Genomic DNA, 24,106 nt, shown 5'->3' with positions numbered 1-24,106 from the left:
GGCCGGGGGCCGGTTGGTTCGCCGTCCGTGAACGTAAGGCTCCGACACTATACAGCGAAAGAGAGGTTTTTCCATGCTTCGGCGTTTTTTTGCTTACTATCGGCCTTATAGAAGGCTGTTCATTCTGGATTTCTCCTGTGCGATCATCGCGGCTTTGCTGGAGCTGTCCTTCCCCCTTGCGGTTAATCGCGTCGTGGACGATTTGCTGCCGGGCGGCAATTGGAATTGGATCTTATGGGGGTGCGTGGGCCTTCTCGGCATCTATGTAATCAGCGCCGCTCTACATTATGTCGTATCGTATTGGGGACATATGCTCGGCATCAACATCGAAACCGACATGCGCAGGAAGCTGTTCGTGCACGTGCAGAAACTGTCGTTCGGGTTCTTCGATAACAACAAAACAGGACATCTGGTCTCCCGCATGACCAACGATTTAATGGATATCGGCGAAATCGCGCATCACGGTCCGGAGGATCTGTTCATCGCCCTTATGACGCTGACCGGCGCGTTCGGTATTATGCTCGGCATCAATTGGCAGCTTGCCGTGCTGACGTTCATCATTATTCCTCTCATGATTTACTTGTCCTTGTATTTCAGCCGCAAAATGTCGGTTGCCTTTAATCACATGTTCTCGGATATCGCCGATTACAATGCGCGAGTCGAAAACAACGTAAGCGGCATCCGTGTCGTTCAGGCATTCGTAGGCGAGAAACACGAAATCGCGCGTTTTACCGAGAACAACGAAAGGTTCCGCCTGACGAAGCTGCTTGCATACAAAATCATGGCTTGGAACTCATCGCTCAGCTATATATTGATGAAATTCGTTTCGCTGTTCGTACTCGTTTGCGGCACCTGGTTCGTTCTTCAGAAAAATATGACCTACGGCGAATTTATCGCATTCGTCATGCTGTCGAACGTGTTCCTCGGGCCGATCAAACAGATCAACTCGGTCATCGAAACGTATCCGAAAGGAATCGCCGGCTTCCGCCGCTACCTTGATCTGCTGGAAACGGAGCCGGACATTGCCGATGCCCCGGATGCGAAGCATGTCGAGCACTTGAAGGGCGACATTCGCTTTCATGGCGTTACGTTCGGCTACGAAAACAGGGATAAAGTGCTGCAGAAGGTGGACTTAACCATTCGAGCAGGCGAAACGGTAGCGCTGGTCGGACCTTCCGGAGCCGGCAAAACGACGATTTGCAGTCTGCTGCCGCGTTTCTACGAGATCGAAGACGGGAGCATTACCATCGACGGTATCGATATTCGCCGGATGAAGCTGGAATCGCTGCGGAGCCAGATCGGTATCGTGCAGCAGGACGTCTTTCTGTTCGACGGCACGATCCGCGAGAACATCACCTACGGCAAGCTTGGCGCAACCGAGGAAGAGATTTGGAAAGCGGCGCGGAGGGCTCAACTGGAGGAGATTATTGTAACGCAGCCGGATGGGCTGGATACGGTGATCGGAGAGAGGGGCGTGAAGCTGTCGGGCGGCCAAAAGCAGAGGCTTTCCATCGCCCGGATGTTTCTGAAAAACCCTCCGATCCTTATTCTGGACGAAGCGACGTCGGCGCTCGATACGGAGACCGAGGCGGCGATACAGCAAGCGCTAGCCGAGCTGTCCAAGGGACGTACGACGCTGGTCATCGCGCACCGTTTGGCGACCATCAAGAATGCGGACCGGATCGTCGTCGTAGCCGAGCAGGGAATAGCGGAGCAGGGCGATCACGATCAGCTGCTCACGACGGGCGGCGTATACAGCCGCTTGCACCGAGCCCAATTCGGTGCATGACGTAGCGCGACAATGAAAAATAGAAATACTACATGCGGAGGCAATCATGAGCGAGCAACTGGAGTTATTCGATATAACGATCATCGGCGGAGGGCCTGCCGGTCTATATGGGGCTTTTTACAGCGGCATGCGGGATATGAAGACGAAACTGATCGAAGCGAAAGAGGAACTTGGCGGACGGATACGCATTTATCCCGAGAAGATGATATGGGATGTCGGAGGCATGACCCCACTGCTTGGCGAGAGCCTGATCGATCAACTGGTGCAGCAGGCAAAAACGTTCGACCCTACGATCGTGCTGGGGCAGCAAATAACGGGGTTTGAACGGCTGAAAGACGGTACGTTTCTATTGACGGCGTCGAACGGCGAACGTCATCATACACGGACGGTCGTACTCGCGATCGGATACGGCATTCTGACGATGCAGAAGCTGGATATCGCCGGCGCCGACCGCTACGAGGTGGAAAATTTGCATTATACGGTGCAGGAGCTGGAAGCTTTTCGCGGCAAACGGGTGCTAATTAGCGGAGGCGGCAATTCCGCCGTGGACTGGGCAAATGAGCTCGAGCCGATCGCAGACTGCGTGACGATCGTTCACCGGCGCGACGAATTCGGGGGGCATGAGAAAAACGTCGTACGCATGAAGCAATCCGCTGTGAGCGTAAAGACGCCTTTTGCGGTCACGCAGCTGCATAGCGGCGGCGTGGCGATCGAAGAGGTGACTGTCTCGCATGTGGAAACGGGTGAAGAAGAGCGCCTCGAAGTCGATGCGGTTATCGTCAACCACGGCCTGAAATGCGATTACGGCCCGCTGGCCGAATGGGGGCTCAAGATGGAGGACGATATCGCCCTCGTCAACGACAAGCGGGAGACGAATTTGGCGGGCATTTTCGCTGCAGGCGATTTCGTCAATCATGCCAGTAAAGTCAGGCTGATCGCCGGAGCCTTTACGGACGCCGTGCTTGCGGTCAACAGCGCCAAGCTGTTTATCGATCCGGAAGCTCCTAAGGTCGCCTACGTCTCTTCGCATAATATCCGGTTCAAGGAGAGAAATAAGCAGCTTGGTCTGGATGACGATGAGTACAGGGCTGGGCGTTAGTAGGGTAAAAGAAGGTCCGATTCCACAGAGGAATCGGACCTTTCTATTTTCAGCAAAAGTTACGAGCTTTTACGCAGCAAACCGGGTAGCATGTCAAGCAGCTTCTCCCGCGTCATGGCGTCGTTCGAGTTCCACATCGCGGCATCGACGAGATAGACGTGGCCCTTCTGGACGGCAGGCATCGCTTGCCAAAGCGGACTGTCCATCAAGGCATGGGCGGCGCGGCTGGAATCTTCGCGATCGTGCATAAGCATGAAGATGCGGTCCCCGGCATAGACGGGTAGCGAGGATGGAAGAATCTCGATAAAGCCGTGACCGGCATCCAAAAGCTCTTGAATTTTATCTACCGGGCGGAAGCCGTGCGGATGATAGAGGGAGGAAGGGAAGCCGACGGCTCCCATCACGAATAAGCGGGCGCCATGAACGAAGATGAACACGGACGCCGTTTCTCCGGGCCTCACGCACGTTTGCAGCTTCTGCCACATCGCGGCGGATTTGGCGTTGAAGGCCGTTAGCCATTTCTCGGCCTCCTGCTTCTTGTCGAGCATATCGCCGAGCGTGTACAGACGCTGGTCGAGCGGCGCGAAGGAATTGAAGGTTACCGTCGGCGCTATTTTGGATATTTGCTTATACTGCGCTTCATCGGGATTGGCCATGATGATTAAATCCGGCTCAAGAGAGCCCGATCGCTCAGCATTAATGGGAAAGCCGACATCTTGAACCAGCTCGGCGTGATCCTCATAAACGGTTCCTAGCAGGCATGCGGACGCGCAGCCGATCGGGATGATCCCGAGGGCGAGCAGGTCGCCGAACGTTTCGCCATGGAAGATGATTCGCTTGGGCTGGACGGGAATCTCAATTTCGTGCCCTGTCCAGTCTCTGACTATATTCTTGCGCCGCATCAGCCGCGCATACTGCTTCGGCGTCGTTCCCGTAGTCTGGCGAAAGCGGCGATTGTAATAATATTCGTCGGTAAAGCCGACTTGCTTCGCGATTTCCCGCAAAGGCTCGCTGGAGTTTAGCAGAAGCTCCTTCGAACGGTTAATGCGCAGCTCCGTGAGGTAGTCGAGCGGCTTTTTCCCCGTTAACTCCTGAAAAATCGGGGTGTACTGCCATTGGGACACGCTCGCAAGCTGGGCAAGCTGTTTGACCGTAATATTGTGCATGTAATGGTTTTGCAAATATCGGATGGTGCTCTCGACGGAACGCGTGGAATTAAATAAATGCTCGGAATGAAGGTTGTGCTCCAGCAGAAAGCCGAGCAGCTCCTGGAACTTCATATGCTGTTTAAACCATTCGATATCGCAGCGGTTGTTTCTTCCGTCATAAAGCTCCTCGGACAACCGCTCCAGCCGGTTGAACGGATACGCCGCCAACTCATACCGGTCTTGGATAAGGCGTTCATTATGCGACACGTGTCTCGTGCGCTCGGTTCGGATTGCCGTAAACGTGATCTGATAGAAGCGAAGGGCGCTATCGTAGCCGTTCTCGAGCTGCAGAATGTCTCCCGGCGCAAGCAGATAGCATTTGTCCGGCGACAACAGCAAATCCATCGCCGATATGTAAACTGCCTCTTCCGTCCGTAATAATCAATAGCTGATGGAGATCCGCAGCGAGGATGCCGGATTTCCAGCCGACGGGCCGAATGACAAGCTCTATGCCGGATAACTGAAATAACAAGGTACGCAAAGATACGGGGGAAGATTGCGGGCGGATCAATAACTCCACCTCCCTTTTTATTGAGAATGATTATCGTTCACAACTATTATAATCAAAATAAAGAAGCTTTTCAACGAGGGTTGAGAAGCTTCTTTATTCGCTTGCATCTGAATCATGGATGATCAAGCCGGGACGACGCTATTTCGACTTCTCCGTAAGCAGTCGCGGCAGTTCTTCAATCAGCCAATCCCTAGTCGCTGCGTCGCTGTTCGATTTTTGGATATCCATAAAATAGACATTGCCTTTCTTCACGGCAGGGAGATCGAGCCAGATCCGGCTTTTCAGCAAATCTTCGGTCGACCGCTTGGCTTCGTCAGGGATCGGATTCAGGATGAATATCCGGTCGCCGGCAAACTCCGGGAGCACCTCCGGCGAGATTTGCTCGAAGCCTTTGTCGGCATCAAGTACGGCTTGCACCTTCGGCGTCGTCTTAAAGCCATTCTTGTCGTAAATAAATTGCGGAAGTCCGGCGCGAGCCATAATGAACAGCTTATTTCCGGGATAGTAGGTCAGTACCGTTGCCGTTTCGCCCGGCTTCATACCCGCAGCCTGAAGTTTGGCCCACATGCTTTCGGTTTTCTTCTTATAAGCGGTGAGCCATTCCTCGGCTTTCTGCTTCTTCCCGATGAGATCTCCCAGTAGAACGATCCTTTCCTCTAAGGGCGCGAATGTATCGAACATTAGCGTAGGCGCGATTTTGGAGAGCGATTCGTACGCCTTTTCATCGGTATCGCCCGTTATGATGAGATCGGGTTTCAGGCTCAGCGCCTTCTCCAAATTCAAGGGAAAGCCGACATCCTCAAACTGTAGCTGCTTCTCGAAAACGGCCCCTTGCATAAACGTTTGACCGCCGCCTACCGGCTTGTAGTCGAGCGCAACCAGATCGCCGATCGTCTCGCCGAAAAAGATCAGCCGCTTCGGAGCGGTCGGAATCGCGATCTCATGCCCCTTATAATCCTTATATTTACGTGTCGTCTGCGCTGCGGATTCTTTCGGCGCAGCGGAAGCTGCGGGCGAACCCGAAGGCGAGACGGACGGACTGGCTGTTCCGGCCGCTTCCTTATCTGTTTTGGCGCCGCAGGCCAACAGCATTGCCCCCATGATAGCGATCGTGCATAGCAGAGCCGTTCTTCTTGTTACCTTGTTCATGTTTCCTTCCTCCAATAGAGTCGAATATTATAGATAATGATTCTCATTATCGACAAGACCAATCATACCGGATCGGCATTCGCTACTCAATGGACAAAGAAAAAGCCGCATTTTTATTTTGTACAAAACAGATGGTACGGGTGCCTATCTGCCGGTTACCAGAGCATGTCCAACGCGCTAATCAATCCTTTGGCTATCCATTCGTTGACAAACGGGCTTGGATGGATCGCGTCGTCATAGAGCAGATCGTGATCGAGCATGCCCGCTTTCACGGCATCGGCAAAATAACGTTGAAAGTCGATAAAACCATATTGATGAGTCAAGCAAAATTGGTTGACCGCTTCAAAATAAGCGGAATAGGGGATCGGTTTCGAGGGCTCGCCTTGGAACACGTTTCTTTGATCCCCAGGTGTCGTAAAGATCAGAAAATCCGTTTTGCGTTCACGGCCATCGTTCAAATGCGCATTCAACTTCCCGATCAAGCTGCTGAGATTCCGTTGAAAATCGCTGATTTCCGTCTGATTAAGGTATTCGTTGACGACAGGTGCTTGAATGATCGCAAGCGTCGGGGTAAAAGGCACGTAGCTAAGCAATTCGTCCGTATGCGGATAAGACACGTCATGAAAGCTTGCGGTGCCGTCGCCTATCCATTGACCGACGGTATGTCCTCCCATAGCAAAATTGCGAATCCGGTTGCCGTCAAAAACGATACCGCGAATCAGGACGGCCGGTGCATCAAGCGTAAGCCTGCCAAGCTCGCAACCTGAAGCCGACGGATGCTCGCCCGCATACCGCAAAGATAAGATTCCCGTCTGTTTCATGCCATAATCGACGCAATAGACGCAGTCAGCCGGCCCGGTCGAGCGGTAGGTATCCAGAATGACGGAGCCGGATACCCCGATTTCAGCTTCGTGCTTGTCAACCTCCGCTAGACGGCCGGCGGCTACCCGATATACTTTGGGAAAGCCGGGGGGGATAACGCTGTAAGGAGAAGCCGCCAACGCGATTTCGAGCTTGGAGCCGTGCGGACCCGCCACAATTCCGACAAATAGTTTGCGGACAGGCGACTTGAGCGTAAGATGTCCTTCCGCATCATGCATGGCGCTTTCCGTGAAAGGCGATAAAACAAAGACCTTCTTTCCGAATTTGCCGTCCTCAGCCAAATAACCTAGATGCTCTTTGGCTTTGTCATTATTCGCTTCAGGCGCGTAGAAGCCGGCTGCTTCATAAGGCGGATAGAAATCGCATGCGGCCTCACAGAATCGGCCTTGCAGCGGGATCTCCGTCGATCCGGGCAATACTGCCGATGCCGGGAAGTCTAGCTTTTGCTGCACGTGTTTGCTCAATCTTGCGTAATACCCTTTATTGTACGAAAAGGCCATGTGCGGCGAATAGAAATGAAGTCCGTCAAAATCGGGACTGCCTTGCCCCCAGCTGTGGCTGTCGCCGAATAGCAAAATTTCCCGTTCCGTCGTTCGATACGTTCTACGATTGGCCGTAAGTACGGGGAAACAGGATGCTTTCAAATGGCAAGCGTACTTATAAAAGAAGGTTAGGGAATTCCAATCATCATTAGCTTGGGCATGTAGCGATGTCATGTGCCGAGCGCTCCTTCTTTGGAATGAATCCATACAAACAATGCAAGTATAGTAGATTTCACTCTTTTAATCAACAGTAGGATTGTTGACAATAGTAAAGGTGCTGGATGTATATAAAGCGAATGAACGCAGGACATTTCTGCCATTTTATCCTATCGAATGAAGGGAAGTTCATTATAATCGTTTCTTCTATGGACATCGCTTCTTCCAGACCATTACAATGAGGGACGTGATGGACGCGGATATCGAAAGGAGCTTTCGAATGGCGGCAAGCGAGTGGGATGAGAGGATCGAGTATTTGCGGCAAACGAGGGATTTATATTACAACGATGATTATCTGGAGTTCCTGGTAAAGTCTGTGTGGAAGCTGACGAAGCCGGTGCGTCTGCTTGATTTTGGCTGCGGCTACGGCTATTTGGGACTAAAGCTGCTGCCCCTTCTGCCGAAGGGGTCGTCCTATACCGGAGTGGATCAAGGAAAGAAACTGCTAAGCCGGGCAGAGGAGCTGTTCGGCGAGCTGCCCTACGAAACAGCTTTTATTTTGGGCGATGTTCATAAAGCTGTCCTAGAACGGGATTTCGATATCGTCCTATGCCATGCGTTCCTGCTGCATATGACCAAACCGCTGGAAACGCTGCGGAAAATGATCGATTGCGTCAAGGACGGCGGGAAAATCATTTGCTTCGAGCCGCATTGGATCGCTTGCATGGCGGATTTCTATATGGGGGAGCTCGATCAATCCCAGTATATCCGACTAGGGGTGCTCCAGAAATTATTCGAGGAAGACGCGAGGCGCGGAGGGAAGGACGGCAACATCGGTGCCGCACTGCCGCATGAGCTCGGTCAACTGGGCGTTAAGGAAATTCAGTGCCGGATGAGCGACAAGGTAGTCATTCTCGAGCCCGGCATGGAACGAACGCTGCGGCAGCGGCTGTTCGATGCCATTCGTACGGACGGTTTCGGCGATGATCCGGGCGATCGCGATGCGTATATAGAACGCTTACTGAGCAGGGGAACGACCCGGCAGGAAGCGGAAGAGCAATATGAAGCGGAAGCGCTGCTGTCGAGCACGTTTAGCGTCAATTCGCGCTTCACGCATGCCCCAAGCATGAAAATTACGTTCGGTACCGTGATCAGGGATTCAAGTGAAACGGAGAAGCAACCCCTGCAAGCAGCCGAATAGTTTCGAATCGAACGAAAACCGCGGATACGCGGTTTTTTTGCTTTATCGTGGAAGTCGCTCTAAATCTCGGTAAACGCGCCGTCAAAAGACAGCGAAGCCGTTTTTCCTTGAAGATAAACAATTTATATGGTGTTACCCTTACTTGAATTAGAAAGTATAAATCTTTCCTGTATGGAAGCGTGCAGGGATTCCCAATTTCAAGTAAAAGATTGGATAGGGCTCCCATCATAAAGAACCAGCAGGATGGGTCTTTAATAAGGAATGAGCGGAACGTCAGTCCTTTATTTCTTGTTTCGAGCGGGTAATCGACGCTTAACGGAACGAGAGTGCGTTATTTTCGGCAAAACACCAATGTATCATTCAAAAAGAGGCGAATAGCGTACTGCAGTTCCGCTTGGCAATGAAATCGAGAGGGAATGCGGCGAATAACGCATCCTACGTTCCGTCTGGACAAGGACAGCGGTGTTCATGGTAATGAATACCGGCTGGAAGATCGGTAGGGAACAAAGGCGTAACAGGAAGCAGCAAAGGAGAGCAGAGGGAATGGGTAGGGGCTGCAAAGTTTACGGGCCGCCTTTGAAATCGTGTGATACCCGCAAATCCAATTCCAGATCACACGATTTCAAGAGCGGTTGAAAGCCCCTACCCATTCCCTCCCACACGCACAAACGTAGAGCCATGCACCAAAGGACCGTCCGCGATTTCCGGACGGTTTTCCTTGCTGCTGCCAGTGACCGGTACTAATTTGAAACAACGGTTTCATATATTGATTACGACAAGTCCCATACATCAAGCGAGCACGCATGATGGAGAAAAGGCGGGATTACCATGGACGGAACAAGCGTAAGACTCCGAAATAGCGAGGGGTATCCTGCGTGAAGCCGGCAAACCGAAAGTTTGTCCTGACGTATCTGCTCTTTTCCTTATACGGCGTTATCTTGACGATGCTGCTGGACTCCAGCATTTCGGCGTCGCTCATCATGATTTTGGGCGGAAATCCGTCACAGGCAGGCAGCGTCGATTCGCTCGTCAATTTGGGCGCGATCTTGAGCGCCGTGTTTTCCGCTTATTTGTTAAGCAAATTCCGGCACTATAAAAAAATGTTCATCCTCTTCAGCTTTTTCAGTTTGACGAGCATCGCAGGATTGGCGCTGTCTCTATACATGCCGGTCCCGGCCGTCGTGATCTACATCGTCTTGTTCTCCATTTTTGCTTACTACTTTTGCGTGGGGAGTCTTTCCCTTCCTCTATATGAATTGCTTAACCGGAATGTCGACAGCCGATCGCGCGTAGTGGTTATGAGCAACAGTCTGGCGATCGGCCAGCTATGCTCGACCGTTGTCAGCGTCGGCATCCAGTGGGTGCTTGGCAGACCTGCTGCGGGTACGATCGCGAACTACCATATCCTTTTTATTTTCGCGGCGATCGTAGCGGCGCTTCACTTGCTTACGACGTTGATGCTCGATAAAGTGCCGGTGAACGGCGGGGAAGCAGGGAACCGGGCTACCTTCGCTTCGTTATACCGGGAGGAATGGACAGCAATCAAACGTCAGCCGTATTTTCGGGTCTTTTTCGCTGCGGTTATTCTTTTCGCGTTCTGCTGGTCGGCAACGGGACTGTATATCAGCCTAGGGTTTCGTGAAAATGCGGCTCGGATGAAAGACATTTTGGCATCCGGTATCTTTATCCGAACGGTGGTAAAGGCATGCAGCTACTACGTTTGCGGACAATTAGCCAGACGCTACGGCAATAAGGCGATTCTTCTCGCGATCGGGATCGTCGGACTCGGCTCGCCGTTTACGGCATTATTTTTGCCGCTTGATTATTTTATTATCGTCTTGATCGCCACGAATCTGGCTCCCATGGCTTATGTGTATTTCCTGAACGATTTGTTCGAGCGGTCGGACGGAACAACGTTTAAAGGCCACTTTACGCTTTTCACGCTGGCGGCCATTCCGGCTACGCTCAGTATTCCGCTGTTCGGTCTGCTGATCGACCGGCAGCCTGCGGCTTTCGGGCTGGTCATGGCCATGCTTCAGCTTGGCGGTCTGTTTTTTGTGGCGAGGCTTCGTCCGGCAATCGCACAGCAATCGTTGAATCATAAGGATTCCGAGGATGCATAGGCAATCATGCGTTTTCAAAAGCCAAACGCAAAAAACCAAGTGACGGTTTTAAGGTCATTTGGTTTTATTTCAATCTCGGCAAGTATGTCTAATCCGTTAATTCGAGCTTCCGGTAATGCGGCGGCTCGCTCTTCAGGGCCAATGTTTTACGTAGCTGTTCTCTGCCAGAACATTAGGGTGTCCTAGCATTGTACGGGGGTATAACGATGGTTTCGAGAAGGGAATGCAGCGAAGCATATTGTGACGGAGTCTCACGTATAGATACAGCAAAGACGGAAACAGGCAGCTGCAGCACGAAGCTCCCGCTTTGCTAACCTGAAGCGGTTGCATATAAGGCCGGGCTTATGCCGCGAGCCTTTTGTTAAAAAGAAAACAGGGAGGTTGGCTATGAAAAAAGCGTTGGTTGTCATGCTTTCCATCGTCTTCTTCGCAAGCATCCTGATTTCATGCACGAAATCGGACTCGAAAGGCGGCACCGGCGGGGGAATCGTAAAGTCGACTGCGGCGGCGCCGGATCCGATGGGCGAGAAGGTCCTGTTAGTGGCAGGAGGACCGGATGACAAATTCGGTGCTTCTTGGGCGGATTACGGCGGCTTTCTCAAAACGAACCTGTTCCGCAGGCTGCTCATGCTGAACGAGAAAGTGGAGCCGGTAGGCAAAGATCTTGCGAAGGAATTTACGGTTTCTTCCGACGGGCTGACGTATACCTTTACGCTGCGAGACGATGTCAAATGGCATGACGGCGTGAAGTTTACGGCAGAGGATGTCAAATGGAGCCTCGGCATGGCTCTCAAATCGGCATCGATCAATGCGGTATTTTCGGGCGCATTCGGCAAGATCGCGGGGGCGGACGACTGGAAGACGGGGAAGGCGAACGACTTGAAGGGCGTTACGATCGATGGCAGCAAAGTGACGATCAAGCTGACCGAGCCGGTCGGCGTTTTTCAGCTCGTTATGGCGCAGTGGCCGCCTTATCCTAAGCATCTGCTCGAGAAAGAGGATCCCGCTAAGCTGCACCTTTCAGCCTTCTGGGAGAAGCCGGTCGGCAACGGCCCTTACCGGATCACCGAAGTTCAGCCGAACAATTACGCCATGCTGGAAGTGTTCAAGGATTTTTACGGGACGAAGCCCAAAATCGAAAAAATTAAGCTGCAAACGATGACGGAGGATAAAATCGTCACGAAAGCGCAAGCGAATCAACTGGATTATATGCAGGTTATGAGCTTGGATCTGGTGAATGAGGCGCTTAAAAACCCGGCGTATAACGCCTATCCCGTCGATATTTTTTTCGACCGGTACTTGCAGGCCAACATGACGGGCACCGACGGCAAGGGCAACAAGAAAATTGCCGACCTGCGCATCCGCCAAGCTTTGCTATACGCGATCGACCGTAAAGCGCTCGCCGAAAAGCTCTTTAAGGGGCAAGCCGAGCTGCTCGAAACCAAAATTCCGAGCCGCATGCCGGAATTCAACAACAAAGTCGTCAAATACGAATTTGACGCCGAGAAAGCCAAGAAGCTGCTGAAGGAAGCGAATTTTGACTTCAGCCAGACGATCAAGCTTCAGTATTACTATACCGATCAGCAGTCGGTCGATCTTATCGACACGATCAAGTTCTACTGGGAGCAGGTCGGCGTGAAAGTCGAAACCTCCCTGATGAAGGGCAATCTGCTCGAGCTGATCTACACGAAGCGCGAATACGATTTCCTCTATGCCGGTCTTTCCGCCATGGCGCTCGAGGAAGCTTACGGCTTGTTCCATACCGACAGCCCGCTCGGCATGCAGGTGCTTGGGGGCGCCAAGGACAAATGGGATCCGCTCATCGACGAACTGCGCAGGGCGTCCGACCCGCAGAAGCGGAAGGAAGCCGTCGGCAAACTGCAAGAAATGGAAAGCCAGTTCCTCTGGCATATGCCGCTATTCTCGATTAAGCAATACGTCCTCGTCAACGAATCGCGGCTGAAAACCGCCGGCATTTTCGGCAACGAATGGACCAATTACGATAGAAAGCAGCAGGATTGGGAGCTCAAAGTGAAGTAACGCGCACATCCATGTCGCACGGTAAGGCGCCGACCGAGCGAGGCGCCTTGCCGTTCTTTTATTTGGCGGCATCCCTAAGGAGGCGGTCACATGCTCAACTATTTTACCTTTCGTTTCTTATCCATCGTTCCCATGCTCTTTCTGGTCACCGTCATTATTTTTATCGGACTCCAGCTGACGCCCGGCGACCCGCTCACTTACCTTATTCCGCCTGAGCTGCTGGCTTCGGCCAATTTCGATCTGGAAGGCTACAAGAAAGCGATGGGGCTGGACGCACCCGTATATATCCAGTTTTTTAGATGGCTAACCGATCTGCTGCAAGGGAAGCTCGGCTATAGTCTGGTCGACGGAAGCAGCATTACCAAAATGATCGCGAACCGGCTTCCCGCAACGCTCGAGCTGGCGATAGCCGCTTTGCTCGTATCGTCCGTTCTCGGCATTGCGCTTGGCCTGATCTCGTCCATCAGACAAAATTCGGCCGCAGACTACGGAAATACCGTGCTCGGCATCATCGGCATCTCGATTCCGGAGTTCTTCATCGGCATCATCGCCATTCAAATTTTTGCGATCAAACTGGGCTGGCTACCGATAGGGGGGCAATACGAGTACGCGGATTCCGGCATTATCGACCGGATCAGGCATTTGGCGATGCCTTCGCTTGTGCTAGGCTTCTCGCTTACGGCTGCGCTCATGCGCTACACGCGCGGCACCATGCTGGACGTGCTGGGGAAGGACTACGTCAAAACCGCGCGCAGTAAAGGGCTGCCCGAATGGAAGGTCACAATCAAGCACGCCTTCCGCAACGCGCTGATGCCGGTCGTGCTGCTGCTGTGCTTCCGGCTGCCGCTCCTGATCGGCGGCACGGTGATCATCGAAAGTGTCTTCGGCTGGCCGGGAATGGGCGGGATGATCCTGAACGCCGTATCGGCCAAGGATTACCCGGTCGTCATGATCACGACGATGATGACGGCGTGCATGGTGCTGTTCGCCAGCTTTCTGGTCGATTTGCTGACGGCGCTGCTGGATCCGAGAGTCAGATTCGAATAGCTATCCGGACCGGGTAGAAGTCTGACGGCAAATTAACGGAAATCGCAAAGGAAAGGAGGCATCTTTCATGGGAGCAGCGGAGGCAAAATCCAGTTTGGCGCTTCGCAATTGGGAGAAGCTGAGCAGAAACAGACTGGCGATGGTCGGGTTCGCGATTATCGCGATCATGATTTTATGCGCGGCTCTGGCACCTGTTCTGTCTTCCTATAAACCGGACGAAATCGATCTCGGCAGCCGGCTCATGCCCCCGTCCGGCGAGCATTGGCTCGGTACGGATAAGCTGGGACGCGATGTGTTTTCCAGAATTTTGTACGGCGCCCGCGTCTCGATCTTGATCGGCTTGAGCGGTGCTCTCGGAGGAGCGCTGATCGGTACGGTTATCGGCTGCTTCAGCGGATACTTGGGCGGGTGGTTCGATAAAATTACATTGCGAATATCGGAAATTTTCATGACGTTTCCGCAGCTTATTCTCGTCCTTATTTTGGTCGTTTACATCGGACAGGGGCTGTTCAATCTGATTCTCATTTTCTCCGTTACGGGCTGGACGGGGACGTATCGGCTCGTACGGGGGAGATTTTTGTCGCTTAGGGAAGAGAACTACGTGGACGCTTGCCGCGCGTTCGGAATCGGCGAGTTCTCCATCATGTTCCGGCATATTTTGCCCAATGCGCTTAGTCCGGTCATCGTTACGGTTACGCTTGCATCGGCCGGATATATTTTGGCGGAGTCGGGGCTGAGCTTTCTCGGTTTGGGCGTCCCTTCGGGCATTCCTACATGGGGGAACATCATCAACGCGGCCAAAGCCGTAGATGTCATCCGGAACAATCCATGGCTGTGGCTGCCGCCGGGAATGGCGATCTCCCTATTCGTGATGGGCGTCAACTTTTTCGGAGACGGGCTGCGCGACGTCCTGGACCCTAATCAATAATCCCGGTACGGAAAGGGGGCTATCACGTGAGCGCCGAACGCGATCTCATATTGAAGGTGGATCAGCTGCAAACCCGGTTCCAGGTAGGAAGGCGTATCGTCAATGCGGTGAACGGCGTTTCGTTCGGCGTGAAAAGAGGCCGGACGCTAGGCGTCGTCGGCGAAAGCGGATGCGGTAAAAGCGTCACGGCGCATTCCATTCTGCAGCTGCTGCCGAAGCTGGGCAAGATTACCGGAGGGACGATTACCTACTACCCGGGTAACGATGAGATCGTCCTTAACCGGCTGAACAGGAACGGAAGGGGCATCCGCTCCATTCGCGGCAAGGAAATCGCTATGATTTTTCAAGATCCGATGGCTTCCTTGAATCCGGTATACACGATCGGCAATCAAATCATCGAAAATGTGCTGCAGCATGAGCGCATATCCAAAAAAGAAGCCGAAGCCCGCGCGGTGGAGATGCTGACGCTTCTCGGCATCCCGATGGCTTCGTCCCGGATCAAGGATTACCCGCATCAATTCAGCGGCGGGATGAAGCAAAGAGCGATGATCGCTATGGCCATGGTGTGCAACCCTAAGCTGCTGATCGCCGACGAGCCTACGACTGCGCTGGACGTCACGATTCAGGCGCAAATTCTCGAATTGATGAAAGAAGTGCAGAAGCAATACGGCACCTCTATTATTCTCATTACGCACAATATGGGAATCGTAGCCGAAATGGCGGATGAAGTGGCGGTCATGTATATGGGCCGCATCGTGGAATTCGGTTCTGTCCGCCAGGTGCTAAGCACACCTCGGCATCCTTATACGAAGGCGCTGCTGCATTCGGTTCCCGTACTCGGAATCGGCAAGGAGGAGCGGCTGAAGACGATCAGAGGCAGCACGCCCGATCCGTCGGATATGCCGGAAGGCTGCGAGTTCGCTCCGCGCTGCGACTATGCAACAGAGCTGTGCAAAACCGCACCGGAAGAAACCGAGCTGGGCGGCGGACATCGCGTCAGATGCTGGAACTGCATGGGAGGTACCTAACATGAATCGAACGGACAACGAGATCGAGGACGATATCCTATTGGACATCCGAAATATGAAAAAATATTACCCGGTTTACAAGGGACTGCTTAAGAAGGTCGTCGGTCAAGTCAAAGCGGTGGACAACGTCAGTCTGTTCGTGCGAAAGGGCGAGACGCTCGGCCTGGTCGGAGAAAGCGGCTGCGGCAAATCGACGCTGGGCAAATGCATCGTCCGGCTCCAATCCCCGACCTCCGGGGAAATGCTGTACCGGCTGGGCGATGGGGGCATGCGGGATATACTCGCACTGGACAAAAAAGAAAGCTTCGACGTTCGCAAAAAAATTCAAATCGTGTTCCAGGACCCGTATTCTTCGCTGAATCCCGTCAAGACGATCTACGAGTCGTTCGACGAGCCGCTTCGCCTTCACCGGATGGGGACGAAGGCCGAGCGCAAGGAAATCGTCGAACGGCTTCTGGAGTCCGTCAATTTACGGGCGGACTATATGTACCGGTACCCTCATGAATTTTCGGGCGGACAGCGGCAGCGCATCTGCATCGCCAGGGCGCTCTGCATCAAGCCGGACCTGATCGTTTGCGACGAGCCCGTATCGGCGCTCGACGTTTCGATTCAGGCGCAGGTGCTGAACCTGATGAAGGATCTGCAGCAGCAGATGAAATTGACTTATCTCTTCATCGCCCACGATCTCAGCGTCGTCGAGTACATGAGCGACCGGATCGCCGTCATGTATCTCGGACAAGTGGTAGAGCTGGCGGATTCCACAAGTCTCTATGTCAAGCCGCAGCATCCTTATACGCAAGCGCTTTTATCGGCAGTGCCGACCCCCGAGCCGGGGCTCAAAAAGGAGCGGATCGTACTAAAAGGAGACGTGCCGAGCCCGATCGACCCGCCGAAAGGCTGCCGTTTTCACCCGAGATGCGAGAAATGCATCGATATTTGCCGGGTGGAGGCACCCGCCTTCCGTAAAGTCGCCGGAACGAAGGATCATTATGCGGCCTGCCACCTCGTCGATACCGTGAGCGGTTGAGGGTGCGGTATGGGGAGATGACGGAGTTTGCTGCAAAACCTGCAGGTAGTACGAACGGATAGAAGGGCTATCGAAGAAGGGAAGCCATAGGATCGGGAGGGAACAAGCATGAGCGGCCGAAAAAACGAAGCGTTGCGTATCGGTAATCGCGTGGAATTGTTCGTGGACGATTTTTTGATCGATAAGATGGAGAATGCGTATCTGAAGTTGAATCCGCCGGAGCGCAAGGAAATCGTGCTTAGGATGGAGAAGCCGTGGGAAGGGCTGGGCAGCGGCGTTTATTCCTGCGTGTTCAAGGACGGAGAAACGTACAAAATGTTTTACCGCGGCACGTTCGACATCAGCTCGGATAAATCGCAAGGCCAATCGTGCTGCTATGCGGAGAGCGCCGACGGTGTTCATTGGGAGCGTCCGGACCTCGGCATCTACGAGCTGCACGGCTCGACCCGCAACAATATCGTCATGCTCGGCTCGATTGCGCACAACTTCAGCCCGTTCATCGACGAACGTCCAGGCTGCCCGCCGGAGGAAAAATATAAAGCGGTGGCCGGCTACGCTCCCGAAGGGTTGTTCGCGTTCGTCTCGGAGGACGGCTTGCATTACAAGCCTTACCGGGAAGAGCCGATCATCAAGAAAGGGGCCTTCGACTCGCATAATCTGGTGTTCTGGGACCCGAATAAGAATGGTTACGTCTGCTATTCGAGATTTTTTTCCTCCACGCAGTCGGCCCATATCGATGCGCCCGAGGATTCGGCGATATTCCTGGGCGTAAGGGCGATTCAGAATTGTACCTCCGAAGACTTCGAGAACTGGACGGTGCCCCAGCCCAATGTATACGACAGAGGCGTGCCGCTGGAGCATTTCTATACGAATGCCACGATTCCGTGTCCGGGCGCCGAGCATATTTACTTGTCCTTCCCTATGCGGTTCATGCCGGAGAGGCATAAAGTAAGCGAGCATGCTAAGGTCGGCGTATCCGACAATGTGCTGATGTCGAGCCGCGACGGGCTGAAATGGAACCGTCCGTTCCTCGAAGCCTGGATGAGACCGGGTCTCGACCGCAGAAATTGGACGCAGAGGAGTCTGATGCCGGCATGGGGCATACTCGAAACGTCTCCCGAAGAATTCTCCATGTACATTAACGAGCACCAGCAGTGGGACGATTGCTATATCCGCAGAGTAACCGTTCCTCGGCATCGCTTTGCATCCGTGCATGGCGGCTATAAGGGTGCCGTGTTTACGACGAAGCCGATCGTACTGGAGGGCCGGTTGCTAATGCTCAACTACGCCACCTCGGCGCCGGGCTCGATCCGCGTCGGGATTATTGACGAAACCGGCTGGCCCGCAGCGCATTTCAGCCCGGAGGATTGCGACGTCATCTACGGGGATGAGCTGGAGGGCAAGGTCACCTGGCGGGGGAGCGGAGACCTGTCGGCGTTTGCCGGCAAGGCGGTACGGTTCAAGTTCGAGCTGAAGGATGCCGATATTTATGCGCTTCGCATAGGCGGCTGAGGAGGATGGACGATGGGGAACGTCAATTCGAACGTCAAGTTCACTTTCTTCGATAACCGGACCTACGAGTATGTCAAAGGATTCAAGCGAGAACTGGGACAAGCGCGCAAATTCGAGGGGAATCCGATCATCGAGCCGGAGCTTCCGCATGAATTCAAACGCGTGCATTTTTACGGCACCGCCTTGTACGACGAGGACGAGAAGCTGTATAAAACGTGGTATTCGTCGCACTTTTACGGTCCGGCCTTCGGCGAATCGGATTCGAAGGCTTACGCCTATCTCAATTATGCGTATTCGCAGGACGGCATCCGATTTATCAAGCCGGAGCTTGATGTCGTGCCGGGAACGAACATCGTGCTGGATAATGAGCATAAAACGCACGGACCGTCCGTTATCCTCGACTATGCCGAGAAGGATCCGTCCAAACGGTATAAGCTAGCCATGTCCCCTTACACGAAGGGGTGCAGCATTTTCTTGTACGCATCTCCCGACGGTATTCACTGGACGCCGATCTTCGAGAAGCCCGTCATCGAGGTGGTGAGCGACTGCCATACGGGTTTTTACCGCGATCCCGAATCGGGCATGTACCGGCTGTCGTTCCGCACGCGCTGTCCCGATAGGCGGGTATGGGTAGCGGAAAGCTCGGATCTCGTAAGCTGGTCGAAGCCGATACTGGCCGTCGAGCCCGATCAGCTGGACGAGTGCGGCACGCAATTTTACGGCATGCAGATGACGCCTTACGGCGCTTATACGATCGGGACGATCTCCATGTACGATACGTATGACTACAGGATCGACCCCGGCTTCAATAAAATGGCGGGCACGATGGATATTCAACTGGCCTATAGCAGAGACGGTTTCGGCTGGCACCGCTGCATGCAGGGGAAGAAGCTTGTTCCGCTCGGAGCGGAAGGCGAATGGGATTCGAAGTGCATTATGCCTTCCACCAATGTGATTTACCGCCCCGACCGGATGGAGATGTACTACTCGGCCATTTCCATCGATCATTCCGGCTTCGGTCTCCTCCCTTACGAAGAAGTGCCCAAGGAATGCATCGGACTTGCAGCCTTGCGGCCCGACGGCTTCGTTTATTTGCATGCGACGCGGGACTGGTGCGAGCTGATGACGAGACCTTTTGCCGTGGAAAAAGGGGAGCTCTATATCAATGCTTCGGCAGCGAACGGCAGCGTCAAGGTCGAGGCTTGCGATTTGAACGGTCTGGCGATCGAAGGCTATTCCTTCGACGACTGCGTTCCGTTTACTGGGGACGGCATCGCAGCCAAAGTGGAGTGGAAGGGAAATCCGGATTTAAACAGAATCGAACGTCAAGCGATCCGGGTCAAGATTCGGGCGGTGAATGCCGATTTGTATTCGTTTTTCTTCCCTCATGAAGAAGATATTGGTGTATACTGGTGCTTTAAGGAAGTATCCTGCTTGAACCCCTTGAAGTTCGATATCGGAAACGGCTAAGCGGCAAGGAGGCAAATCAGACATGGAAAAGGTAAGGTTCGGCATCGTCGGCTGCGGGTATTTCGGCAGCGGCTTGGCGCATGTTTTGCAAGGATTGGAGCGGTCGGAAGTGACGGCCGTTTACGGAGGAAGCCGTGCGGGGGCGCTCGCCGGGCAGTTGGGCTGCCGGGAGGCGGCAACATTGGAAGCGCTTGCGGCGAGCGGGGATGTGGATGCGGTCATCGTAGCCGCCCCAAGCCATCTTCACAGGGAGCCGGTCATTCTCGCCGCCAGGCACGGCAAGCACGTGTTTTGCGAGAAGCCCGTCGCGCTTTCCGTTTCGGATTGCCAAGCGATGATCGAGGCGTGCCGAAGGGCGAACGTGCTTCTGATGGCCGGACATATTTATAACTTCGTGCCCGGGATCCGGCTGGCTCGCGAGTGGATACGGGACGGGGTAATCGGCAAGCCGATCGTCGCGCATTCGGAACGAACGGGCTGGGAGCACAAACAAGGACAGGTCAGCTGGAAGAAAAACAATGAAACGTCCGGCGGCCATCTTTTTCACCACATCCATGAGCTCGACCTGCTTCAGGCGATTATGGGGGAGGCCAAGGCGGTCAGCATGGCGGGCGGCAATCTGGCTCATAACGGAGAAGGCTTCGGCAATGAAGAGGACGTGCTGTTGCTTACGCTAACGTTCGGCGGAGGAGCCGTCGGAACCATGCAGTATGGTTCCGGCTTTCGCTGGGGGGAGCATGTTGTCAAAATCAACGGAACGGAAGGCGCCGTCGTAATCGATTTCAAAAAATCCAAGGTCTATTTGAAAAAAGACGATAGGATTACCGAGCATCTGCTCAGCCGTACGGCGGAAGAGGACGAGGAGCGAGCCCGGTTCTATGCGGAGGCGGACGGAGGTGTGGCATACGGCAAAAGCAGCTCGAAGCAGGCTGCCTTTCTGACAAGCATGATGGAGCTGGAAATGGCGGCTTTTCGAGATGCGGTGCTGGGCCTGCCGGTTGAGGAAGCGCTGCTGCCTCTATTCGACGGTTCTGCGGCGAGATCCTCCGTTGCCGCGGCGGAAGCGGCGCTGCTCTCGTTAAAGGAAAAAAGCTGGATATCCATATAACGAACGCGAAGGAGGCACCTATGTTTCATGCTGCAGTTATCGGACTCGGGAACATCGGCTTGCAGTTCGATATTCCCAGGAAAGTCATGCCGCAAAGCCATGCTTTAGCCTACGAGCTACACCCGGACATTGAGCTGACGGCCGCGTGCGGCGTCCGTCAGGAGCAGGGAGAGAAGCTGGCGCTTCTTGCTCCGAATGCGGCTTTTTATTTGGATTTGCCGACCATGCTGCGCAGCCACCGGCTGGATATCGTCAGCATCTGCACGCCTTCCCATATTCGCCTGGAGCTGCTAAGGACGGTTCTTGAGCATTCCGCGGCCAAGGTCATTTTTCTGGAGAAGCCCGTTGCCGTCAGCCTGGAAGAAGCCGAGCAGGTTGCAGAGCTGTTCAATCGACACGGCGACCGTACCGTACTCGTCAATTTATCGCGAAGATGGAGCGACGGGGCGGCGCAAATGCGGGAAGCGGTTCGTTCCGGGCGTTACGGAAAGCTGAAGAAAATTCATCTGCGCTATACCAGAGGCATTTATAATTACGGCTCGCATTTATTCGATTTGGTTCGTTTCGTAGCGGGGCCCATCGATCAGGTACGCGTGCTCCGGCAGGTATCGACCAACCTGGACGAGCGTAAGGACTGGACCTACTCGTTCGCCTTTCAACTGGAGGAAGGCGGGATTACCGGCTACGCGGAAGCCTTCGACGACCGGGATTACCTGGTGTTCGAAATGGATTTGTATTTCGAGCAGGGCAAGATCGAGATGCTGAGAACCGGTGACGAAATCCGTTTCTATACGACGGAGCTGCATCCGATGCTGGGCGGCTTTCGCAATCTCGTACTGGAACGGACCGAAGAGCAGTTGCTCAGCCGATCCAGCAATATTCAGAACGCGGTCGGACACATCGTAGACATCTTAAGAGGAGAGGCCGAACCGGTGAGCACGATCGAGGACGGTATTTTTCCGATGTATGTGGCGGAGGCCTTACTGGAGTCTCACCGGAACGGCGGAACGACCGTCAGAGTCAAGGACACTGTATGATGAAGGAAGGTGTCTTTGATCGGCTGTACGCAGCTCCGTTTGCTGGGAATGAACGATTGTCAGCATCCGCTCCTTCCGACAGGAGCCCGATTCGGGGTGTAAAGCATGCGTGATCATTACCGAAGAGTGCAAGACATCGTAACCGCCATTGACGAGTACGCCGAAGAGATGTATGGCGCCGTCGTCCCGCCGACGTTCGAGAACACGATTTACCGGTATCCGGATTTCGAATCGGTGGAGGAGACCGTTCAAGGAAAAATCTCCCGCTATACGTACGGGAAGAATACGAACCCGACGATTGAGGCGCTTGAACGGAAGCTTGCCCGGCTTGAGAAAGGGGAAGCCGCAAAGTGCTTCGGCTCCGGAACGGCGGCGATTTACACGACGCTGCTAAGCGTGCTGCAGCAGGGCAGCCATGTAATCACCGTTGCCAACGTATACGGGCGGGTATCGGACTTTCTGCGGCAACCTTTCGCTAAATTCGGAGTGGAGAGCACCTTCGTGCCCGGCTTGCAGGCGGCGGATTTCGAGGAAGCGCTCAAACCGAATACGAAGCTCATTTATTTGGAAAGTCCGACATCGTGGCATTTCGAGCTGCAGGATATACGCCGCGTTACGGACCTTGCCTCTAAACATGGAATCAAGGTGGTCATCGACAACACGTGGGCGACGCCCGTTTTTCAGAATCCGCTGGACTACGGCGTCGATGCGGTCATCCACTCGGCTTCCAAATATTTAAGCGGACACAGCGATCTTGTCGCAGGTGCGGTAATCGGCTCCGGAGAGTTAATAACAGGGCTTCCCCAAGTGGGGGCCGTCCTCTCTCCGAACGAAGCGAGCAAACTGTTGAAGGGCATGCGAACACTGGCACTGCGCATGGAGCGGCACGAGTCGAGTGCCGGCCGGATTGCTTCGTTTTTGGCCGGCGAGCCTAAAATCCGCAGCGTGCGTTACCCGGGTTTGCCTGGCTTCGGGCAGCGCGAGTTGGCTTTGGCGCAGATGAACGGCAGCAGCGGCCTGATGTCGTTCGAGCTTGATTCCGACAAGGAAGGCGTGCGAAGGTTCGTCAACGGACTCCGGCATATTTCCATCGGGGGCAGCTGGGGCGGCTTTGAAAGCAATCTGTACGCGGCAGCGATGTCCGGCAGCGAAGAGGAAGTCCGCAGCCGAGGCTTCGGCATTGGCCAGATCCGTCTCTCGGTCGGGCTGGAGGATGCGGACACGCTGCTTGAAGACCTGCAAGTGGCATTAAGCAAAGTCTAAAGCTGCTTTTAGATGAAGAAGCCTTTTCACGTAGGGTGAAACGGCTTCTTCTAATTGATTTGGGGGAACCGAGACTGAGCGATTCTAAGGAGAGTAAGATGGAAAACAACCAAGCATTCGAGCGGTTTACGGCAATTGGCGAGGAAATGCGGTCCGCACATCAAGCCGAGTTCGGCCAAATGTTCGGAAAGAAAGTCTTGAAACACAAGGGAAAAGCATTCGCTGCTTTTTACCGGGACGAGATGGTGTTTAAGCTGAAGGGCGTTGCGCATCGCGAGGCATTAAGCAAGGAGGGCGCCAAGCTATGGGATCCGTCAGGCAAAAACATGCCCATGAAAGAATGGGTGCAGGTCGGACAACCATTCATTGCCGATTGGCGGGAGCTTGCGGAAAGCGCCTTGAAATCGCTGGAGGAAAAATGACGAAGATCGTAAGGGAAGCGGGAAATAATGAGCCACTCAATGAATGGGTGGTCTAAGACTAAAATAATTTAAAGGGAAGTTGTGCAATTTGCACGATAAAATTTCGGTTCTGGACCAATGCGGGACAAAGAAACATCTACAAACGAGAATCGATTCAACAATGATTCGTTCGATTTGGTGATGGCCAACTTTATGTTGTATCACTTTCCCGATATCGAAAAAGCTGTTCGGGAATTGAAAGGGTTTTGAAGCCGGGCGGAAAGTTGTTAGCAGCGACCAGCAGCTAATTATCCATGAGCGTTCTTTGGGAAATCCACTTGGCATGCCAACGGAAAGCAGGGATTGAAGAAAAGATTGTTCTTCGTTCCGTACCCACCATGCGCTTTTCTTTGGAAAACGGTTCTGATTTTCTTCGCCCGCACTTCCCCGGCTACCGCTATCTTACGACCCATATAAAAAGAGGCCTACCAGAAAGATCTGGTGACCTCATAATATGAACGGGCAGGATAATGGGATGATCTCATGAAGTTATTTTTCCAACATGAATATTGCCTTGTTAACCTC

Annotated in this window: 19 protein-coding genes; 16 read left to right on the top strand and 3 right to left on the bottom strand. The window is 53.6% G+C overall.

Translation table 11 applies throughout. From position 1 onward, the window contains the following. Positions 1-73 precede the first annotated feature (73 nt). Together ACKGJP_RS21595 and ACKGJP_RS21590 are read left to right on the top strand one after the other, a co-directional pair. Complete coding sequence (locus ACKGJP_RS21595) at positions 74-1,789, top strand: ABC transporter ATP-binding protein (RefSeq protein ID WP_409340867.1); 1,716 nt, start codon at positions 74-76, stop codon at positions 1,787-1,789. 46 nt (positions 1,790-1,835) lie between these two features. Next, positions 1,836-2,888, top strand: coding sequence for an NAD(P)/FAD-dependent oxidoreductase (locus tag ACKGJP_RS21590; protein ID WP_409340866.1), 1,053 nt, complete (start codon positions 1,836-1,838; stop codon positions 2,886-2,888). A gap of 59 nt (positions 2,889-2,947) precedes the next feature. Here ACKGJP_RS21590 and ACKGJP_RS21585 read toward each other — a convergent pair whose 3' ends face one another. The 3 genes from ACKGJP_RS21585 to ACKGJP_RS21575 all read right to left on the bottom strand — a co-directional run bounded on the left by ACKGJP_RS21585 (position 2,948) and on the right by ACKGJP_RS21575 (position 7,354). Then, on the bottom strand, positions 2,948-4,441 hold the full coding sequence (locus ACKGJP_RS21585) for an ABC transporter substrate-binding protein (protein WP_409340865.1): 1,494 nt from the start codon (positions 4,439-4,441) through the stop codon (positions 2,948-2,950). A 304-nt stretch (positions 4,442-4,745) separates the two neighbouring features. Then, on the bottom strand, positions 4,746-5,756 hold the full coding sequence (locus ACKGJP_RS21580) for an ABC transporter substrate-binding protein (RefSeq protein ID WP_409340864.1): 1,011 nt from the start codon (positions 5,754-5,756) through the stop codon (positions 4,746-4,748). Positions 5,757-5,911: 155 nt separating this feature from the next. Further along, complete coding sequence (locus ACKGJP_RS21575) at positions 5,912-7,354, bottom strand: hypothetical protein (RefSeq protein ID WP_409340863.1); 1,443 nt, start codon at positions 7,352-7,354, stop codon at positions 5,912-5,914. A 262-nt stretch (positions 7,355-7,616) separates the two neighbouring features. Here ACKGJP_RS21575 and ACKGJP_RS21570 point away from each other — a divergent pair, with 262 nt between their 5' ends. The 14 genes from ACKGJP_RS21570 to ACKGJP_RS21505 all read left to right on the top strand — a co-directional run bounded on the left by ACKGJP_RS21570 (position 7,617) and on the right by ACKGJP_RS21505 (position 23,791). Continuing rightward, the gene (locus tag ACKGJP_RS21570) at positions 7,617-8,537 is read left to right on the top strand and encodes a methyltransferase (RefSeq protein ID WP_409340862.1); all 921 of its coding nucleotides are present in this window, start codon (positions 7,617-7,619) and stop codon (positions 8,535-8,537) included. 875 nt (positions 8,538-9,412) lie between these two features. After that, a complete protein-coding gene (locus tag ACKGJP_RS21565) occupies positions 9,413-10,660 on the top strand; it encodes an MFS transporter (RefSeq protein ID WP_409340861.1) in 1,248 nt (415 codons plus the stop codon). A 387-nt stretch (positions 10,661-11,047) separates the two neighbouring features. Continuing rightward, complete coding sequence (locus ACKGJP_RS21560; RefSeq protein WP_409340860.1) at positions 11,048-12,700, top strand: ABC transporter substrate-binding protein; 1,653 nt, start codon at positions 11,048-11,050, stop codon at positions 12,698-12,700. Positions 12,701-12,790: 90 nt separating this feature from the next. After that, complete coding sequence (locus ACKGJP_RS21555; RefSeq protein ID WP_409340859.1) at positions 12,791-13,747, top strand: ABC transporter permease; 957 nt, start codon at positions 12,791-12,793, stop codon at positions 13,745-13,747. Between the two features lie 67 nt (positions 13,748-13,814). After that, entirely contained in the window at positions 13,815-14,675 is an 861-nt protein-coding gene (locus ACKGJP_RS21550) for an ABC transporter permease (RefSeq protein WP_409340858.1), read from the top strand. Between the two features lie 26 nt (positions 14,676-14,701). Next, entirely contained in the window at positions 14,702-15,703 is a 1,002-nt protein-coding gene (locus tag ACKGJP_RS21545) for an ABC transporter ATP-binding protein (RefSeq protein ID WP_409340857.1), read from the top strand. A gap of 1 nt (position 15,704) precedes the next feature. Continuing rightward, positions 15,705-16,730 (top strand): ABC transporter ATP-binding protein, encoded by a 1,026-nt coding sequence (locus ACKGJP_RS21540; protein ID WP_409340856.1) that lies wholly within the window; start codon positions 15,705-15,707, stop codon positions 16,728-16,730. Positions 16,731-16,838: 108 nt separating this feature from the next. Then, positions 16,839-18,242 (top strand): hypothetical protein, encoded by a 1,404-nt coding sequence (locus ACKGJP_RS21535; RefSeq protein WP_409340855.1) that lies wholly within the window; start codon positions 16,839-16,841, stop codon positions 18,240-18,242. Between the two features lie 12 nt (positions 18,243-18,254). Further along, complete coding sequence (locus ACKGJP_RS21530; RefSeq protein WP_409340854.1) at positions 18,255-19,712, top strand: hypothetical protein; 1,458 nt, start codon at positions 18,255-18,257, stop codon at positions 19,710-19,712. Positions 19,713-19,734: 22 nt separating this feature from the next. Then, on the top strand, positions 19,735-20,820 hold the full coding sequence (locus tag ACKGJP_RS21525; RefSeq protein ID WP_409340853.1) for a Gfo/Idh/MocA family protein: 1,086 nt from the start codon (positions 19,735-19,737) through the stop codon (positions 20,818-20,820). Between the two features lie 20 nt (positions 20,821-20,840). Next, a complete protein-coding gene (locus tag ACKGJP_RS21520; RefSeq protein ID WP_409340852.1) occupies positions 20,841-21,857 on the top strand; it encodes a Gfo/Idh/MocA family protein in 1,017 nt (338 codons plus the stop codon). A 105-nt stretch (positions 21,858-21,962) separates the two neighbouring features. Beyond that, positions 21,963-23,120, top strand: a complete 1,158-nt coding sequence (locus ACKGJP_RS21515; protein ID WP_409340851.1) for a trans-sulfuration enzyme family protein — start codon at positions 21,963-21,965, stop codon at positions 23,118-23,120. 98 nt (positions 23,121-23,218) lie between these two features. Beyond that, a complete protein-coding gene (locus ACKGJP_RS21510) occupies positions 23,219-23,542 on the top strand; it encodes a hypothetical protein (protein WP_409340850.1) in 324 nt (107 codons plus the stop codon). A 117-nt stretch (positions 23,543-23,659) separates the two neighbouring features. Continuing rightward, entirely contained in the window at positions 23,660-23,791 is a 132-nt protein-coding gene (locus ACKGJP_RS21505; protein ID WP_409340849.1) for a class I SAM-dependent methyltransferase, read from the top strand. Positions 23,792-24,106: the final 315 nt, after the last annotated feature.

The sequence above is a fragment of the Paenibacillus litoralis genome (genome assembly GCF_046244365.1).
In the GTDB taxonomy this organism is placed as follows: Bacteria; Bacillota; Bacilli; order Paenibacillales; family NBRC-103111; genus Paenibacillus_V.
The sequence above is the reverse complement of the archived record's forward strand: the minus strand, read 5'-3'. Positions and strand labels throughout refer to the sequence as shown.

Bases quoted from the DNA above. Each gene is read 5' to 3' on its own strand.
- ACKGJP_RS21595 (WP_409340867.1), top strand. From the start codon at position 74: ATGCTTCGGCGTTTTTTTGCTTACTATCGGCCTTATAGAAGGCTGTTC.
- ACKGJP_RS21590 (WP_409340866.1), top strand. From the start codon at position 1,836: ATGAGCGAGCAACTGGAGTTATTCGATATAACGATCATCGGCGGAGGG.
- ACKGJP_RS21585 (WP_409340865.1), bottom strand. From the start codon at position 4,441: ATGGATTTGCTGTTGTCGCCGGACAAATGCTATCTGCTTGCGCCGGGA.
- ACKGJP_RS21580 (WP_409340864.1), bottom strand. From the start codon at position 5,756: ATGAACAAGGTAACAAGAAGAACGGCTCTGCTATGCACGATCGCTATC.
- ACKGJP_RS21575 (WP_409340863.1), bottom strand. From the start codon at position 7,354: ATGACATCGCTACATGCCCAAGCTAATGATGATTGGAATTCCCTAACC.
- ACKGJP_RS21570 (WP_409340862.1), top strand. From the start codon at position 7,617: ATGGCGGCAAGCGAGTGGGATGAGAGGATCGAGTATTTGCGGCAAACG.
- ACKGJP_RS21560 (WP_409340860.1), top strand. From the start codon at position 11,048: ATGAAAAAAGCGTTGGTTGTCATGCTTTCCATCGTCTTCTTCGCAAGC.
- ACKGJP_RS21555 (WP_409340859.1), top strand. From the start codon at position 12,791: ATGCTCAACTATTTTACCTTTCGTTTCTTATCCATCGTTCCCATGCTC.
- ACKGJP_RS21550 (WP_409340858.1), top strand. From the start codon at position 13,815: ATGGGAGCAGCGGAGGCAAAATCCAGTTTGGCGCTTCGCAATTGGGAG.
- ACKGJP_RS21540 (WP_409340856.1), top strand. From the start codon at position 15,705: ATGAATCGAACGGACAACGAGATCGAGGACGATATCCTATTGGACATC.
- ACKGJP_RS21535 (WP_409340855.1), top strand. From the start codon at position 16,839: ATGAGCGGCCGAAAAAACGAAGCGTTGCGTATCGGTAATCGCGTGGAA.
- ACKGJP_RS21530 (WP_409340854.1), top strand. From the start codon at position 18,255: ATGGGGAACGTCAATTCGAACGTCAAGTTCACTTTCTTCGATAACCGG.
- ACKGJP_RS21525 (WP_409340853.1), top strand. From the start codon at position 19,735: ATGGAAAAGGTAAGGTTCGGCATCGTCGGCTGCGGGTATTTCGGCAGC.
- ACKGJP_RS21520 (WP_409340852.1), top strand. From the start codon at position 20,841: ATGTTTCATGCTGCAGTTATCGGACTCGGGAACATCGGCTTGCAGTTC.
- ACKGJP_RS21515 (WP_409340851.1), top strand. From the start codon at position 21,963: ATGCGTGATCATTACCGAAGAGTGCAAGACATCGTAACCGCCATTGAC.
- ACKGJP_RS21510 (WP_409340850.1), top strand. From the start codon at position 23,219: ATGGAAAACAACCAAGCATTCGAGCGGTTTACGGCAATTGGCGAGGAA.
- ACKGJP_RS21505 (WP_409340849.1), top strand. From the start codon at position 23,660: ATGCGGGACAAAGAAACATCTACAAACGAGAATCGATTCAACAATGAT.